14 protein-coding genes are annotated in these 14850 nt (G+C 68.2%); 5 read left to right on the top strand and 9 right to left on the bottom strand.

The window, feature by feature from the left end; translation table 11 throughout:
• The 6 genes from U858_RS0131075 to U858_RS0131050 form a co-directional block, all read right to left on the bottom strand.
• A partial coding sequence (locus U858_RS0131075) for a PPC domain-containing DNA-binding protein (protein ID WP_025141010.1) occupies positions 1 to 331 on the bottom strand: 331 nt, incomplete at its 3' end.
• Positions 332 to 333: 2 nt separating this feature from the next.
• The gene (locus tag U858_RS0131070; RefSeq protein WP_255358834.1) at positions 334 to 756 is read right to left on the bottom strand and encodes a PCC domain-containing protein; all 423 of its coding nucleotides are present in this window, start codon (positions 754 to 756) and stop codon (positions 334 to 336) included.
• Positions 757 to 971: 215 nt separating this feature from the next.
• Positions 972 to 1736, bottom strand: coding sequence for an SDR family NAD(P)-dependent oxidoreductase (locus tag U858_RS0131065; RefSeq protein WP_025141008.1), 765 nt, complete (start codon positions 1734 to 1736; stop codon positions 972 to 974).
• 90 nt (positions 1737 to 1826) lie between these two features.
• Positions 1827 to 3461 carry an acyl-CoA synthetase gene (locus tag U858_RS0131060; RefSeq protein WP_025141007.1) on the bottom strand — a complete coding sequence of 545 codons (1635 nt, stop codon included), beginning with the start codon at positions 3459 to 3461 and terminating at the stop codon, positions 1827 to 1829.
• Entirely contained in the window at positions 3458 to 4630 is a 1173-nt protein-coding gene (locus U858_RS0131055) for an acetyl-CoA acetyltransferase (protein ID WP_025141006.1), read from the bottom strand. The genes U858_RS0131060 and U858_RS0131055 overlap by 4 nt, the downstream gene beginning before the upstream one ends.
• A gap of 44 nt (positions 4631 to 4674) precedes the next feature.
• Complete coding sequence (locus tag U858_RS0131050; RefSeq protein ID WP_232786640.1) at positions 4675 to 5502, bottom strand: IclR family transcriptional regulator; 828 nt, start codon at positions 5500 to 5502, stop codon at positions 4675 to 4677.
• A 235-nt stretch (positions 5503 to 5737) separates the two neighbouring features.
• Here U858_RS0131050 and U858_RS0131045 point away from each other — a divergent pair, with 235 nt between their 5' ends.
• From U858_RS0131045 to U858_RS0131035, 3 genes are all read left to right on the top strand, one after another.
• Positions 5738 to 6751, top strand: a complete 1014-nt coding sequence (locus U858_RS0131045; protein WP_025141004.1) for a TRAP transporter substrate-binding protein — start codon at positions 5738 to 5740, stop codon at positions 6749 to 6751.
• On the top strand, positions 6748 to 8640 hold the full coding sequence (locus U858_RS0131040) for a TRAP transporter large permease subunit (RefSeq protein WP_025141003.1): 1893 nt from the start codon (positions 6748 to 6750) through the stop codon (positions 8638 to 8640). The genes U858_RS0131045 and U858_RS0131040 overlap by 4 nt, the downstream gene beginning before the upstream one ends.
• 426 nt (positions 8641 to 9066) lie before the next feature.
• Entirely contained in the window at positions 9067 to 10965 is a 1899-nt protein-coding gene (locus tag U858_RS0131035; RefSeq protein WP_025141002.1) for an ABC transporter ATP-binding protein, read from the top strand.
• 129 nt (positions 10966 to 11094) lie between these two features.
• On the opposite strand, the gene U858_RS0131030 is transcribed toward U858_RS0131035, so the two are convergent.
• Positions 11095 to 11724 carry a LysE family translocator gene (locus U858_RS0131030; RefSeq protein ID WP_025141001.1) on the bottom strand — a complete coding sequence of 210 codons (630 nt, stop codon included), beginning with the start codon at positions 11722 to 11724 and terminating at the stop codon, positions 11095 to 11097.
• A 133-nt stretch (positions 11725 to 11857) separates the two neighbouring features.
• On the opposite strand from U858_RS0131030, the gene U858_RS0131025 reads away from it, so the two are divergent.
• Entirely contained in the window at positions 11858 to 12340 is a 483-nt protein-coding gene (locus U858_RS0131025; RefSeq protein WP_025141000.1) for an Lrp/AsnC family transcriptional regulator, read from the top strand.
• Positions 12341 to 12397: 57 nt separating this feature from the next.
• Here U858_RS0131025 and U858_RS0131020 read toward each other — a convergent pair whose 3' ends face one another.
• Positions 12398 to 13078: a DJ-1/PfpI family protein gene (locus U858_RS0131020; protein WP_025140999.1), complete on the bottom strand. Its 681-nt coding sequence runs from the start codon at positions 13076 to 13078 to the stop codon at positions 12398 to 12400.
• Here U858_RS0131020 and U858_RS0131015 point away from each other — a divergent pair.
• Positions 13073 to 14050 carry a GlxA family transcriptional regulator gene (locus U858_RS0131015; RefSeq protein ID WP_029954596.1) on the top strand — a complete coding sequence of 326 codons (978 nt, stop codon included), beginning with the start codon at positions 13073 to 13075 and terminating at the stop codon, positions 14048 to 14050. The two genes, U858_RS0131020 and U858_RS0131015, sit on opposite strands and share 6 nt — an antisense overlap.
• 20 nt (positions 14051 to 14070) lie before the next feature.
• On the opposite strand, the gene U858_RS0131010 is transcribed toward U858_RS0131015, so the two are convergent.
• Positions 14071 to 14709 carry an alanyl-tRNA editing protein gene (locus U858_RS0131010; RefSeq protein ID WP_025140997.1) on the bottom strand — a complete coding sequence of 213 codons (639 nt, stop codon included), beginning with the start codon at positions 14707 to 14709 and terminating at the stop codon, positions 14071 to 14073.
• Between the last annotated feature and the right edge of the window lie 141 nt (positions 14710 to 14850).

Here is a 14850-nt window from a genome sequence, read left to right as displayed (position 1 = left end):
CCCCCGCCACAAACACCCCCCCATGGACCCGCCCAACCGGATCCGCCACCACCCCCGACAGCGACGCCACCACCGACCCATCCCCCTGCGCCCGCACTTCCCCCGCCAGGCTCACGATCTCCACCGCCGGCCCCGCCACCTGCCGCACCCCGCCGTCCCGCGCATACAGGCAGGCATCCACCAGACTCCCCAACGCCCCCCGCACGAACGCATTGCGAAACCCCTCCGCCAGGCACAGCTTTTCCACCCCCTGCACCAGATCCTCGTTCGGACCGATGCGCGCATACGCCACCCGCCCCATGCTTCCGTTTTCCACCTCGGCCGCCATCATCGTCAGACCTCCCGCGGCTGCAGCAGCCGCAAATTCGTTTCGGCGTCGTACGTCGCCCGTAGTTCGAACCCGTCCAGCGACGTCACCAGCACCGTCACCGGCGCCGGTCCCACGATCGTCGTCTGCGCGATGAGATGGCCGCCCAGCAGCTTGCCGTCGTCCGTGCAAAACGCCGCGTGGCAGTGCACCAGCGGCGCACCCGTATCGCTCTTGCCCAGCGTGGCATTGCCGAAGATCAGGCAGGCCGGCCCCGCCGCGATCGGCTCGGTATAGGCCACCACCCGCAGATGCGCCGGGTCGGGCGGCGCCGTGCAGTAGTCCAGGTGGCTGAACGCGCCCCCCAGCAGCGTCATCGACGCGTTCTCGACACCCGCCTTTGCAAGCGGGGCCACCAGCGCCTCGAACAGGCTGGCGCCAGGCCGCAAGGCCAGGCGGATGTGACGGCCGTGCCGCGCGCAGCGGCTATGTATTCGTACCGGGTTGAAGGCACCCGGGTGTATCAGCGTTCTGGGACGGGGCAAACTCGGTGATCCCCGCAGCGAACGATCCACGGTGGTGGCTCGCATGATGTGCACTCCATGCGCTTGTGGCGCAGTGTTGGAATCGAAAAAACCGGATCAAGACATCGACATCAGCGGGTTCAGTGCACCGCCGGCAGCATCCCCGCCGCAGTGAACCCGCCATCCACGCAAATCACCTGCCCCGTCACGAAGCTGGACAGCGACTCGTCCAGCAGCCAGCCTATCGTGCCGTTCAGCTCTTCCGGAGCCGCGTAGCGATGCTGCGGCACCACCTGGCGCCAGGCCGCCCGCGCCGCGTCCGTATGCATCTGCCCCACCAGCGGCGTCTCGATCGGCCCCGGCGCCACCGCATTCACCCGGATGCCATAGGCGGCCAGCTCCACCGCCATCACCCGCGTCAGCGTCACCACCCCGCCCTTGGACGCCCCGTATGCCGCGCGCCCCGCATTGCCGCGGATGCCCGACACCGACGCGATGTTCACGATCGATCCGCGGCCGCGCTCGCGCATGCGCCGCGCCGCCTCGCGCGCCACCACGAACGATCCCACCAGGTTCACTTCCAGGATGCGCCGCAACAACGCCGCGTCTGTGTCCAGGAACGGCACGTCGCGCCCGATCCCGGCGGAATTCACCAAGCCGGAAATCGGCCCGAAATCCGCTTCCAGCCGCGCCAGCGTGTCCATCACCTGCGCCTCGTCGGCCACGTCCAGCCGCGCGCAGCCCAGTCGGTCCGGCGGCGCCATGCCGCGCACCTCGTCCAGCCGCTCCTGCGATACGTCGGCCACCAGCACCCGGCGGCCCGCCCCCAGCAGACCGCGGGCCACGGCCAGGCCGATGCCCGACGCGCCGCCCGTGACCAGCACTGCTTCCTGCGTCACATCCATGATTCTGTCTCCTCGTTGTGATGCACTGCGTCGTTGCTGCTGAATCGACTTCCACGTCTCCCTTGATTCGCGACAGGCACCCGGCAGCGGTCAGCCGGCAGGCAGGCAGCCGCGCTCGCGCAGGACATCGCGCACCAGCTTCTTGGTGATCTTGCCGTAGCCCGAACGCGGCAACGCGTCCCAGAAAAACACCTGGCGCGGCAGCTTGTAGCGCGCCATGCGCGGCCCCAGCCAATCCAGCAACGCGTCCGCGTCCAGCGCCTGCCCGGGACGCAGCACGCAGACCATCACGCCCACCTCTCCCCACACCGGGTCGGGCACGCCCAGCACTGCCGCTTCGGCCACGGCCGGATGCGCCAGCACCTTTTCCTCGACCTCGCGCGGATAGATGTTGGAGCCGCCCGAGATATACATGTCGGACTCACGGCCCGTGATGTAGAGGTAGCCCTCGTCGTCCTGGTAGCCCAGGTCGCCCGTGCGGAACCAGCCATCGCGAAAAGCCTTGGCGTTGGCCTGCGGATTGGCGTAGTAGCCCGCGAATACCGCCGGCCCGGCCACGCAGATCTCGCCCGTCTGCCCGGATGGCAACGGGCGGCCGGCGTCGTCCTGGATGCTGATCTGCATACCGGTACGCTCGTAGCCGCAGGTGCCGACGCGGGCTTCGGGGCCGTCGCCGGCGTGGTGCTGCGACGGCGGCAGCACGGTGATGTTGCCGGTGACTTCGCCCAGCCCGAAGTACTGCACCAGCACCGGACCCAGCTTGGCCAGGGCGCGCTTCTGGTCTTCGCGGTACATCGGCGCCCCGGCATAGATCACGTAGCGCAGGCTGCCGTGGTCGAATGCGTCCACCGCCGCATGCTCCACCAGCATCTTGACGATGGTGGGCACGGTGAACAGGTTGGTCACCCCGTGTTCCTGCACCAGCTGCCACGCCTGGGCCGCATCGAACCGGTCGCCCTCGGGCAGCACCGTGCACGCCGCGCGCGCCACCTGTGTCAGGAAATGGATGCCTGCGCCGTGCGACAGCGGCGCCACCACCAGGCTCACGTCGGTTTCGGTCGTGCCCGGCATCAGGTCGCACAGGTGGTTGGTCACCACGAACGCCATCTGTCCGTGCGTGAGCACCGCCGCCTTCGGTTGGCCCGTGGTGCCGGACGTGAAAAAGAACCAGCACGGGTCGTCGTAGGCCACGTCGGCACAGGCTGGCGCCGCCGCCCCCTGCCGCGCCGCAATCAGGGATGCGGTATCGGCCTCGCCGAAGTCGCCCGGGCCCAGCCGCGCCAGCAGCGCCAGCTGCGGCATGGCCGTCGCCACCGCCGCGGCGTGCTGCGGCGACTGGCCTTCGCACAGGAACGCCTTGACCCCGGCCGCCTGCGCCAGATAGACCGCCTCGTCCGGCGAGATCCGGCAATTGGTCGGCACCCACACCGCGCCCAGGCGCAGCACGGCAAACAGGGTTTCGGCGAACGCGAAGCTGTTGCGCGCGTGCACCAGCACCCGGTCGCCCTTGCCCACGCCGCGCTCGGCCAACGCCTGCGCCAGCGCCGCCGTGCGCGCATCCAGCTCACGCCAGCTCAAGCGGGCATCGCCGCACACCAGCGCCGGCCGGGCGGGATGGCGGCGCGCCGCCTGCACCAGGAAATGCGCCAGGTTCATCGCCCGGCGCGACACGGGCGCCACGCCGCCCAGCGGCGGCCCCGCGGCCTGATCCGACGGGCCGCTCATTTGACGCGCTCCAGGATGCTGACGTAGTTGGCCACCGCCGCCCCGCCCATGTTGAACACGCCGGCCAGCGTCGCGCCCGGCACCTGCATGCCCCCGGCCTCGCCCGCCAGTTGCAGGCACGCCATCACATGCATCGACACCCCCGTCGCGCCCACCGGATGGCCCTTGGCCTTGAGCCCGCCCGACGGATTGACCGGCAGGCGCCCGCCCCGCTGGACCCAGCCTTCACGCAACGCCCGCGCCCCCTGCCCGCGCGGCGCCAGGCCCATGGCCTCGTACTCGATCAGCTCGGCGATGGTGAAGCAATCGTGCGTCTCGACCAGGCTCAGGTCGTCCAACGTGGCGCCGGCGTCGGCCAGCGCGTCGCGCCAGGCCCGCGTCGCCCCCTCGAAGGCGATCGGGTCGCGCCGGCTGAGCGGCAGGATGTCATTGACCTGGCGCCGTGCCCGAAAGCCGATGGCGCGCCGCAGGCTGGCCGCCGTGTCGGCATCCGCCAGCACCAGCGCCGCCGCGCCGTCCGAGATCAACGAACAGTCGGTGCGCCGCAGCGGCGCGGCCACATAGGGATTCTTGTCCGACACCGTGTTGCAGAACGCAAAGCCCAGGTCCTTGCGGATCTGCGCGTAGGGGTTGTCCACGCCATTGGCGTGGTTCTTGGCGGCGATGGCAGCCAGGGCCTCGCTGTGGTCGCCGTGGCGTTCGAAATAGGCGGCGGCGATGCGGCCGAATACGCCCGCGAAACCGCCGGCGATATCGGCCTCTTCCTTGCGGTAGCTGGCGTTGAGCAGGATGTCGCCGATCTCGGCCGTGGGCCGCGAGGTCATTTTCTCGGCCCCCACCACCAGCGCGATGCGGCCGCGCCCGGCTTCGATGAAGTCCATGGCCGCATACAGCGCCGCCGATCCTGTGGCGCAGGCGTTTTCCAGCCGCGTCGCGGGCACGTGGGCCAGCGCCGGATCGGCCAACGCCACCAGCGCCCCCTGGAAGTCCTGCTTCTGGAAGCCGCTGTTCATCACGCCGGCATAGATGCCGTCCACGGCGTCGGGGCCGATGCCTGCGTGATCCAGCGCGGCGCCGGACACCCGCGCCATCAGGCTTTCGGTGTCGGGGTCGTCGAGTTTGCCGAACGGGATGTGCGACCATCCCACGATGACGGCACGCTTGCTCATTGCTGTCTCCTCTGGTGGCAACCCCGCCGCGCCGACGCGGCGCTTCAGGGTTTGGGCTTGGCGGCCGGCGGGCGCACCCGCGCCTCGCGGCCTGCCGGGTTGGCCTGCGCAAGCAGGCGTTTGGCCTCGCGTGACAACAGCTTGGCCAGCTGGAACTGCCTTTCCTCATCCATGCGCGACTCGACCGCGGCAATGCTCAGCGCGCCCAGCACGTGGCCCGCTTCGTCGCGCAGCGGCATGCCGATGCCCCACGAGCCCGGCACCACCAGGCCGCGATTCACGGCGTACCCCTGCTCGCGCACCTCATCGACCAGCGTGCGGATCAGCGGCACCGAATAATGCGGATAGCGCCGCTCGATCAGCCCGGCATTGGCCTGCAGGCAGGCCTGGACCTCGTCGTCGGGCAGCGCCGCCAAAATGGCCAGGCTGCCCGCGCCGATGCCCAGCGGATGCCGGTCGCCCGGCAGCAGCACGTGGGTCTTGAGCGGATAGTCGCCGTCTTCGCGCAATACGCAGACTGCGAACACGTCGCGGCGCAGCGAGAAGAACGCGGAATCGCCACATTCGTGCGCCAGCCGCGCCACCACCGGCGCGGCCAGGCGATTGATGCCGAACCGTTCGCTGGCGATATTGCCCAGCACGTGGCATTCGGGGCCCAGGAAGTAACGGCGGCTGGCGGCGTCTTGTTCGACCATGCCTTCGGCTGCCAGGGCCGCCAGGATCCGGTGCACGGTCGGCTTGCTCATGCCGGTGTCGCGCGTCAGCGCCAGCAAGCCCGCGCCGTCGCTGCGCGTGCGCGACACGGCGCGCAGCACCAGCATGGCCCGCGAGATCGCCTGGGCGCCACCGACCTGGGATGAGGTCTCCGTCACGTCTCCGCCTGATTTTTCCAGAGGTCCATTTTGTGGACCATCAAACTGATTTTGTTTTTTCATTCTGCACCAGTTTTATTGATTTACGCCAGTAAATCGATGTGATTAAATAAATTTAAGGGTAGTAAGTAGGTCCACATAATGGACCTCATGCAAAGATAAAGCAAGAAGCCTGGCAAGGCGCTTTATCCGGCCACCCTCGATGGCGGCCGGATCTCATAACCAAGGAGACAGCATGAACACCACTCGACGCAAACTCATGAGCGCCGCGGGAGGCGGCGCGATCCTGGCCCTGGCGCCGTTCCAGCGAACGCTGGCGGCGCCGCAGTTTCGCTACAAGTACGCCAACAACCTGCCCCCTTCGCACCCGATGAACCTGCGCGCCAACGAAGCCGCGCAGAACATCCTGAAGGACACCGGCGGGCGCTTCGAACTGGCGGTGTTCCCCAGCAGCCAGCTGGGGTCCGACACCGATACCCTCAGCCAGCTGCGGGCCGGCGCGGTCGAATTCTTCACGCTGTCCGGACTGATCCTGTCCACCCTGGTGCCCAGCGCATCCATCAGCGGGGTAGGTTTTGCCTTTCCCGACTACGACTCGGTCTGGAAAGCGATGGATGGCGAGCTGGGCGCGCACATCCGCGGCGAGATCAACGCCAAAGGCCTGTTCGTGATGGACCGCATCTGGGACAGCGGCTTTCGCCAGGTCACCACCAGCTCGCGCGCGATCAGCGGCCCCGACGACTTTCGCGACCTGAAGATCCGCGTGCCCGTCAGCCCGCTCTGGACGTCGATGTTCAAGGCGCTGGGCTCGTCGCCGGCCAGCATCAACTTCAACGAAACCTATTCCGCGTTGCAGACCCGGGTGGTGGACGCCCAGGAAAACCCGCTGGCCATCATCCAGACCGCCAAGCTGTACGAAGTCCAGAAATACTGTTCCATGACCAACCACATGTGGGATGGCTTCTGGTTCCTGGGCAACCGCCGCGCCTGGGAAAAGCTGCCGGCCGACATCCGCGAGGTCGTCGCCCGGCACATCAACGCGGCCGGGATGGCCGAGCGCGCCGACGTGCTGGCGCTCAACACCCAGCTGCAAGCCAAGCTGGCCGAAGAAGGCCTGGCCTTCAACACCCCCGAACCCAGCCCCATCCGCGAGTCCCTGCGCCACGCCGGCTTCTACGCAAGCTGGAAGGAAAAGTACGGCGACAAGGCCTGGGGCCTGCTGGAGCAGGCGGCCGGGAGACTGTCATGAGGGCTGCGCTGACCCACCCGGCGGACCTGCGGGGCGACGCTGGCGCGGCGCCGGGCGTCCGGCGGCCCTGGGCCGTGGCCGCCGACAAGGCGCTGGGCCACCTGGTGGAGATTCCCGCGGCCATCCTGGTGGTCGCGGAAATCGTCATCCTGTTCTCGGGCATCGTCGCGCGCTATGCCCTGCACACGCCGCTGGTGTGGTCGGACGAACTGGCCTCGATCCTGTTCCTGTGGCTGGCGATGCTGGGCGCGGTGGTGGCCTTTCGCCGCGGCGAACACATGCGCATGGGCGCGCTGGTCAACCGCGCCTCGCCCGCCACCCGCGCGCTGCTCGACATGGTGGCGGTGGCGGCGGCGCTGGCCTTCCTTGCACTCGTGCTGGCGCCAGGCTACGAATACGCGTCGGAAGAACGCTACGTCACCACCGCCGCACTGGAAATCCCCAATATCTGGCGCGCCGCGGCGCTGCCGGTGGGCACCGCCCTGATGCTGCTGATCGCCCTGCTGCGGCTGGTGGAGCGGGCGCAGTGGCGCATCACCGGACTGGCGCTGCTGCTGGTGGGCGGCGTCGTGGCCGGCATGATGGCATTGCAGCCCGTGCTGGCCGGCCTGGGCAACGCCAACCTGCTGATCTTCTTTGTCGGGGTCGTGGCCGCCACCGTGTTCACCGGCGTGCCGATCGCGTTCTCATTCGGGCTGGCCACCTTCGGCTACCTGTCGCTCACCACCGAGGTGCCGATGATGGTGGTGGTCGGGCGCATGGACGAAGGCATGTCGCACCTGATCCTGCTGGCGGTGCCGCTGTTCGTGTTCCTGGGCGTGCTGATCGAGATGACCGGCATGGCCAAGCGCATGGTCGCTTTCCTGGCCAGCCTGCTGGGCCACGTGCGCGGCGGCCTGTCGTACGTGCTGATCGGCGCCATGTATGTGGTCTCGGGCATTTCCGGGGCCAAGGCGGCCGACATGGCGGCCGTGGCCCCGGTGCTTTTTCCCGAAATGCGCGAACGCGGCGCCAACGAAGGCGACCTGGTCGCGCTGCTCTCGGCCACCGGCGCGCAGACGGAAACCGTGCCGCCCAGCCTGGTGCTGATCACCATCGGCTCGGTCACCGGCGTGTCGATCACGGCGCTGTTCACGGGCGGCCTGCTGCCTGGCCTGGTGCTGGGCGTGATGCTGTGCCTGGTGGTGTGGCGGCGCAACCGCCACGAAGACCTGAGCGCCGTGCGCCGCGCCACCGGCCGCCAGATCGGCCACGCGCTGCTGGTTGCGCTGCCCGCGCTGGCCCTGCCCTTCGTCATCCGCGCGGCGGTGGTCGAAGGCGTGGCGACCGCCACCGAGGTCTCCACCATCGGCATCGTCTACGCCACGCTGGTCGGGCTGCTGGTCTACCGCTGTTTCGACCCCAAGCGGCTCAAGCCGATGCTGGTCGACACGGCCTGCCTGTCCGGCTCGATCCTGCTCATCATCGGCACCGCCACGGCCATGGCGTGGGCGTTGACGCAGTCCGGCTTCTCGACCCAGTTGGCCCAGGCCATGTCCGGCCTGCCCGGCGGCGCGGCAACCTTCATGGGCGTCTCCATCGCGGCCTTCGTCATCCTGGGCAGCGTGCTGGAAGGCATTCCCGCCATCGTGCTGTTCGGCCCGTTGCTGTTCCCGATCGCCCACCAGATGGGCATCCATGAAGTCCACTACGCCATGGTGGTCATCCTGTCGATGGGCCTGGGCCTGTTCGCCCCGCCGTTCGGCGTGGGCTACTACGCCGCCTGCGCCATCGGCCGGGTCGCGCCGGAAGCCGGCATCCGGCCCATCATGGGTTACCTGGGCTCGATGGCCGTCGGCATCGTCGTCATCGCCGCGGTGCCCTGGATCTCGACGGGGTTCCTGAAGTAGCGCCGCGCGCTGCCGCCCCGCCAGGGCGCGCCCTGGGTCAGTCGCGCCACGCGGCCCGCCGGCACCTTGCCGGCGGGCCGCCACCGTTGAAAAAAACCCACACGCGCCCTGATCGCGACGCCACCCGGTTGATTCCCCTACACCATTTCTATAGAATCATCAATCCGGGCCTACGCCCACGTTTTTTCCCTTCACCTACACCTGGGAGGCGCAAGATGATGAATCCGCATACCGCCATCCCGCGCGTATCTCCGCGACGCCATTAAGTAGTCGTCGCCCGCGCGGACCCATCGCCTGGTTACCTGGCGACTGGTCCTCCGTGCCCGCTCCAACCCCTTGAACGCAATGCCTGCGCCTCGCTGCGCAGGTCGTATCACCCCCTTTCCCACAAGGAATCCGGCATCCCCACGTTGCCGGCCAATCGCAATGAATCGAACAAAAATCGATCTGCGAGGACAAGCCTTCAAGGACGTCCTCGGCTTTACCTTCCGCTATTGGCGCGCCCAGCCCTGGCGCACCGCCGTCATCATCGGCCTGGCATTGCTGTCCGCATTGGCCGACGTGCTGACCCCGCTGTACGCCGGCCGCCTGGTCGACGCCGTCGCGTCCGGCGCCGCGGCCGACGAGATGATCTGGGGCGCGGCCATCACCTCGTTCTGGCTGCTGATCGCGCTGGGCATCGGCGGCACCCTGCTGCGCCAGGGGGTCTTCCAGAACATCATCACCTTCACCTTGAAGATGATGAATGAAATGGTGTCCAACGCGTTCTACCGCGTGCAGCGCTTTTCCACCGACTGGCATGCCAACAGCTTTGCCGGCTCGACCGTGCGTAAGATCACCCGCGGCATGTGGGCCGTCGACGTGCTCAACGACACCTTGCTGGTGGCCCTGCTGCCGTCCGTCGTCATGCTGGTCGGCGCCACCGCCTTGCTGGGCGTGCACTGGCCGATCATGGGCCTGGTCGTCGGCGTAGGGTCGGTGCTGTACATCGCCGTCACCGCGGCGCTGTCGCTGGGCTACGTGGCCCCGGCCGCGCGGCTGGGCAACGCCTGGGATACGCGCATGGGCGGCGCCCTGGCCGATGCCGTCAGCTGCAACCCCGTGGTCAAGGCCTTCGGCGCCGAAACGCGCGAAGAAACCCGGCTGGGCCGCGTGGTCGACAAGTGGCGCCGCCGCACGCGCCGCACCTGGGTTCGCGCCACCATCAACGGTGGCGTCCAGGGCGCGATGCTGGTGGCGATGCAGGCCGGCATCCTGGGCGCGTCGCTGTTCCTGTGGTCGCGCAACCAGGCCAGCGTCGGTGACATCACCTTCGCGCTGACGATGTTCTTCATGCTGCAGGGCCACCTGCGCGACGTGGGCATGCACATCCGCAACCTGCAGCGCTCGGTCAACGACATGGAAGAACTGGTGGCCATGGCGCGGCATCCGCTGGGCGTGGACGACCGGCCCGGCGCGGGCGACATCCGCGTCGGTGCGGGCGAAATCCGCTTCGAGGACGTCACGTTCCGCTACGGCCGGCACGACACGGCGCTGTACGACCATTTTTCGGCGCGCATCGCCCCGGGCGAACGCGTCGGGCTGGTCGGCCATTCCGGGTCGGGCAAGACCACGTTCATCAAGCTGATCCAGCGCCTGTATGACGTGAACGGCGGCCGCATCACCATCGACGGGCAGGATATCGCCCAGGTGAAGCAGTCGTCGCTGCGCAGCCAGATCGCGATCGTGCAGCAGGAACCGGTGCTGTTTCACCGCACGCTGGCCGAGAACATCGCCTACGCCCGCCCCGGCGCGACGCAGGCCGAGATCGAGCACGCGGCGCGGCTGGCCAGCGCGCACGAGTTCATCATGGCGCTGCCCAAGGGCTATGAAACGCTGGTGGGCGAGCGCGGTGTGAAGCTGTCGGGCGGCGAGCGCCAGCGCGTGGCAATCGCGCGGGCGTTCCTGGCGGACGCGCCTATCCTGATCCTGGACGAGGCCACCTCAAGCCTGGACAGCGAAAGCGAAGTGCTGATCCAGCAAGCCATGGAACGCCTGATGGTCGGCCGCACCACGCTGGTGGTCGCGCACCGCCTGTCGACCGTGCGCGCGCTGGACCGCCTGCTGGTGATGGACCGTGGCCGCATCATCGAAGAAGGCAGCCACGACCAGCTGATCCGCTTGAAGGGCGGCCTGTACCGGCGCCTGTTCGAGCGCCAGGCCCTGGAACTGACCAAGGGCCTGACGCAAGCGGAAATGCTGGCCGATGGCGCCCAGCCCAAGCCGGTGAAAACGGACGGCGAGGCCGAGGGCCAGGACGAAACATCCTTTGCCTTTGGCAAGTAATGCGCCGGCAACGCTGCAGATGACAAATGGGCCTGATGTAAGTCAGGCCCATTTTTTTCTGGCTTTTTGGATCCATTCGTCTGGCCCATTCGTCAGGCCCGTTTTATTTGGCCGAGCCGCCCCCTGCGCCTACCGGCTCAAGGTCAGCTTCAAGCCGAACCCGATCAGCGAGGTGCCGAACACCGCGCCCTGCCACTTGCGTACCCGCGGCCGGGCCGCCAGCCAGCGGCCCAGCGCACCGCCGGCCAAGGCGCACAGCACGTCGAACGTCAGCCCCAGGCTCACCAGCACCACGCCCAGCACCGCGAACTGCTGGCCGATGCTGCCTTGGGCCGGCGACACGAACTGCGGCAGCAGCACCGAGCAGAACAACAGCGCCTTGGGATTGAGCACATTGGTCAGCACGCCGCTCAGCAGCGCTGCGCCCAGGCCCTTGCCGCGCGCGGCGGCCTGCGCCTGGGTCGCCACGTCATACGACAGCGGTCCGGCGCGCAGCAGACGCACGCCCAGCCACACCAGGTAGCAGCCGCCCACCGTGCGCGCCGCGTCGAACGCCCACGGATGCGTCTTGAACAGCGCCGCCAGCCCCAGCGCGGCCAGCGTGACGTGGGCGGCCCGGGCAATCGCCAGGCCCACCGCCACGGCCAGGGCCGGCGCCCGGCCGCGCAAGGCGCCGGTTTCGAGCAGCAGGATCATGTCCGGCCCGGGCACCACATAGACCACCAGCAACGCCCCCAGGAACAACGCCATATCGGCCATGACTACCCTCTTTCAACGACTTGGAATGAGGGTCATTCTAGGGAAAAGGCATCGGCATGTGCTTTCTATTCATGCCACTTGAAGTAGCATTATTGGCATACTTCACCAATCAATAACATCCATAATCAATTCCATGCCAAAACGTGAATTGGACGCCTACGACCGCCGCATTCTGGAAGCCCTGCAGAAGAACGGCCGCCTGACCAACGTGGAACTGGCCGAGCAGATCGGCCTGTCGCCGTCGCCCTGCCTGCGGCGGGTGCGCCTGATGGAAGAAGCCGGCGTGATCCAGGGCTACGAAGCGCGGCTGGCGCCTGACGAGGTCGGCCTGGGCCTGACCGTGTTCGTGGGCGTCAAGGTCGAACGCCACCACGAGCGCGACGCCGCCCAGTTCCGCAAGGAAGTCAGCGCGCTGCCCGAAGTGGTGGCTGCGCACCTGGTGTCAGGCGAATCCGACTTCCTGTTGCAGGTGGTGGTGCCGGACCTGCGCGCCTATGAAACCTTCCTGCTCGGCACCCTGCTGAAACTGACCGGCGTGAAGGACATCCGCAGCAACTTCGCGATCCAGACCGTCAAGCCGCATGGTCCGCTGCCGCTGGATCATCTGGGGCGTTAGGCGCCCACCCGCGGCCTGGGCAGGCCGGCGCCAAGCCCCCGCCCGCGCAACAGGCGCCTAGTCCCGCGGCATTGCCGCCGCGGCGCGCTCGACCGCCGCCCGGCGCGACTCGAACCGCGCCTGTGACATATCCAGGTAGCGCTGCACGATGGCCGGCTCCGACGTCTTGGGCGTGCCGCCCGGAAACGGCGGTTTCGGATCGTATTCGATCTGCAGCTGGATCTGCTTGGCCACGTCGTCGCCGCACAGCGTGGCCACCACTTTCAGGGCCATGTCGATGCCGGACGTGACGCCGCCCGCCGTAAAGAACTTGCCGTCCACGCACAGGCGTTCGTCGGTGGGGATGGCGCCGAAATGCGCCAGCAACTCGCGCGCCCGCCAGTGGCTGGACGCGCGCTTGCCACGCAGCAAGCCTGCCGCCCCCAGCAGCAGCGACCCCGTGCAGATGCCGAACACGTGACCCGCCGCCAGCCCCTGCCGGCGGGTAAAGGCTACCCAGTCCGGATCAACGATGGCATCATCCGTGCCCGGCCCGCCGGGCGCCACCAGCAGATCGCACGGCGGCGCGGAATCCAGCGTCTGGGTCGGCACGAACCGCAGGCCGCGATCACTACGCACCGGGGCGAGCGTTTTTGCGACAAAATCCACGGTGAAGCCAGGCGCGGCGGCCAGTACCTCGTACGGCCCCGTCATATCCAGCTGGGTCAGCCCTTCGAACAAGAGAATATTCACATGCATGACGATGCTCCTTCGCAGAATGGAAACGCCAGCGTAGGCGGACGCGCCGGCGACCGTGCGCCAAATGCGTCCGCGATCGCGCCAAAACGCATTGTGTTCCTGCTGTACGACGGTTTCCAGCCGCTGGACCTGGCCGGCCCCTGGCAGGCCTTCAGCGCTGCCAACGAAGAAGGCGGCGCCCCCTATTACCAACTGGCCACCGTGGCCGCCACGCCGGTGGTGTCCACCTGGGACCAGGGCCTGCGCATGCAGGCCGACGCCACCTTCGCCCAGGACGACGACGCCCCGATCGACATGCTGTTCGTGCCGGGCGGCCCCGGCATCGACCAGGCCAGCGCTCACGGCGAAACGCTGGCCTGGCTGCGCCGCCGCAGCCCGCAGGCGCGCCGCACGTGCAGCGTCTGCACCGGCGCCTTCCTGCTGGCCTCGGCCGGCCTGCTCGAGGGCCGCCGCGTGACCACGCACTGGCGTTCAGCCGACCGGCTGCGCCAGCTGCACCCCGGCCTGCGGGTGGAAGACGACCGCATCTACATCGAAAGCGGCGCCATCTGGACGTCGGCGGGCGTGACGGCAGGCATCGACCTGGCGCTGGCCCTGATCGAACGCGATGTCGGCGCGCAGGTGGCGCAGGACGTGGCGCGGCGCCTGGTCGTGTTCATGCGCAGAAATGGCGACCAGCGCCAGTACAGCCAATCGCTGCGACTGCAGGACCGCATGGCCGCGCCGTTTCGCGACCTGGTGGAAAAGATCGAAGCCAGCCTGTCGGCGCGCTGGTCGGTGGACGACATGGCGGACGCCTGCCATATGTCGCGCCGCACCTTCCAGCGCAAGTTCGCCGCGCATTTCGGCGTGACGCCGGCCGAGGTGCTGCGCCGGCTGCGGCAGGAACGCGCCGAGGCCTTGCAGGCCTTGGGCAAGGTGTCCGGCAAGACGTTGCGGCACGTGATCGGCCGGAACCGGCCCGCAGCCTGATCCGAACGCCGCCGCGCCCTTCAGGCCAGCACAATTTCCACGCGTTCGCGATCGCGACCCGGATTTCTGCGCTTGAGCAACACGCCGCCGATTTCACCCGTGCGGCGGGGATGGGTGCCGCCGCACGCCATCTGCGCAAAGCCGTCGACCCGCCAGTAGCGACGCTCGGCGCCAGCGTCGCTGAAGGCCGTGACGATGGGATGATCGGCGTCGATCAGCGCCTGCGCATCGCCAGCGATGCCGGCCAATAGCGGCGCCAGACTGTGCTCGCTGGTGAAATCGATCCTGGCCTTGGTCGGCGCAATGTGCGCGCCGGTCCGCACGATACCGGGACAGCGCTGGTAAATCAGCTGCAGCACCATCTCGGCCGCGAAGTGCAGCCGCATGAGCCGGTAGCGGCGGTCCCAGTCAAGCTGCGTGGCCACCCTGTCGCCCACCTTGATCGCGTTATCGGCGGGCAAGGTGTACACGATGTCCAGGCCACGCTTGGCCGCCTGCAGCACGGGATAGCCGGCAATCGTGCCGGCATCGCTTTCCTGGCCGCCAGAAAAGGCGAACAGAATCGTCTGGTCCAGCAGCACCTGGGCGCCTGCCACCTCGGTGACCTGCGCGTCGAGCGCGGTCAGGTACGGGTCTTGCCAGAATATCTTGCGGGTCATCACGGCAACGTCGGGCGAAGAATGCCCGCATCATAGCCACGCCAGGTCGGCAGGCGCCGGTACACCTTGTCGGATGCCGCCCTGTACAGCGGGCGGCGCCCGCATTGCGCCAGAACGGATTACGCTACCGGTTCCGCCTCC

This window comes from Achromobacter sp. DH1f, assembly GCF_000633435.1.
Taxonomy (GTDB): domain Bacteria; phylum Pseudomonadota; class Gammaproteobacteria; order Burkholderiales; family Burkholderiaceae_B; genus Achromobacter; species Achromobacter deleyi.
Note: the sequence above shows the minus strand (reverse complement) of the source record. Positions and strands in the feature narration are given on the sequence as shown.

Excerpts from the sequence above, each read along its gene's own strand:
- U858_RS0131060 (WP_025141007.1), bottom strand. The coding sequence starts at position 3,461 with ATGAGCGGCCCGTCGGATCAGGCCGCGGGGCCGCCGCTGGGCGGCGTG.
- U858_RS0131065 (WP_025141008.1), bottom strand. The coding sequence starts at position 1,736 with ATGGATGTGACGCAGGAAGCAGTGCTGGTCACGGGCGGCGCGTCGGGC.
- U858_RS0131030 (WP_025141001.1), bottom strand. The coding sequence starts at position 11,724 with ATGGCCGATATGGCGTTGTTCCTGGGGGCGTTGCTGGTGGTCTATGTG.
- U858_RS0131020 (WP_025140999.1), bottom strand. The coding sequence starts at position 13,078 with ATGCATGTGAATATTCTCTTGTTCGAAGGGCTGACCCAGCTGGATATG.
- U858_RS0131025 (WP_025141000.1), top strand. The coding sequence starts at position 11,858 with ATGCCAAAACGTGAATTGGACGCCTACGACCGCCGCATTCTGGAAGCC.
- U858_RS0131015 (WP_029954596.1), top strand. The coding sequence starts at position 13,073 with ATGCATGACGATGCTCCTTCGCAGAATGGAAACGCCAGCGTAGGCGGA.
- U858_RS0131040 (WP_025141003.1), top strand. The coding sequence starts at position 6,748 with ATGAGGGCTGCGCTGACCCACCCGGCGGACCTGCGGGGCGACGCTGGC.
- U858_RS0131045 (WP_025141004.1), top strand. The coding sequence starts at position 5,738 with ATGAACACCACTCGACGCAAACTCATGAGCGCCGCGGGAGGCGGCGCG.
- U858_RS0131055 (WP_025141006.1), bottom strand. The coding sequence starts at position 4,630 with ATGAGCAAGCGTGCCGTCATCGTGGGATGGTCGCACATCCCGTTCGGC.
- U858_RS0131010 (WP_025140997.1), bottom strand. The coding sequence starts at position 14,709 with ATGACCCGCAAGATATTCTGGCAAGACCCGTACCTGACCGCGCTCGAC.
- U858_RS0131035 (WP_025141002.1), top strand. The coding sequence starts at position 9,067 with ATGAATCGAACAAAAATCGATCTGCGAGGACAAGCCTTCAAGGACGTC.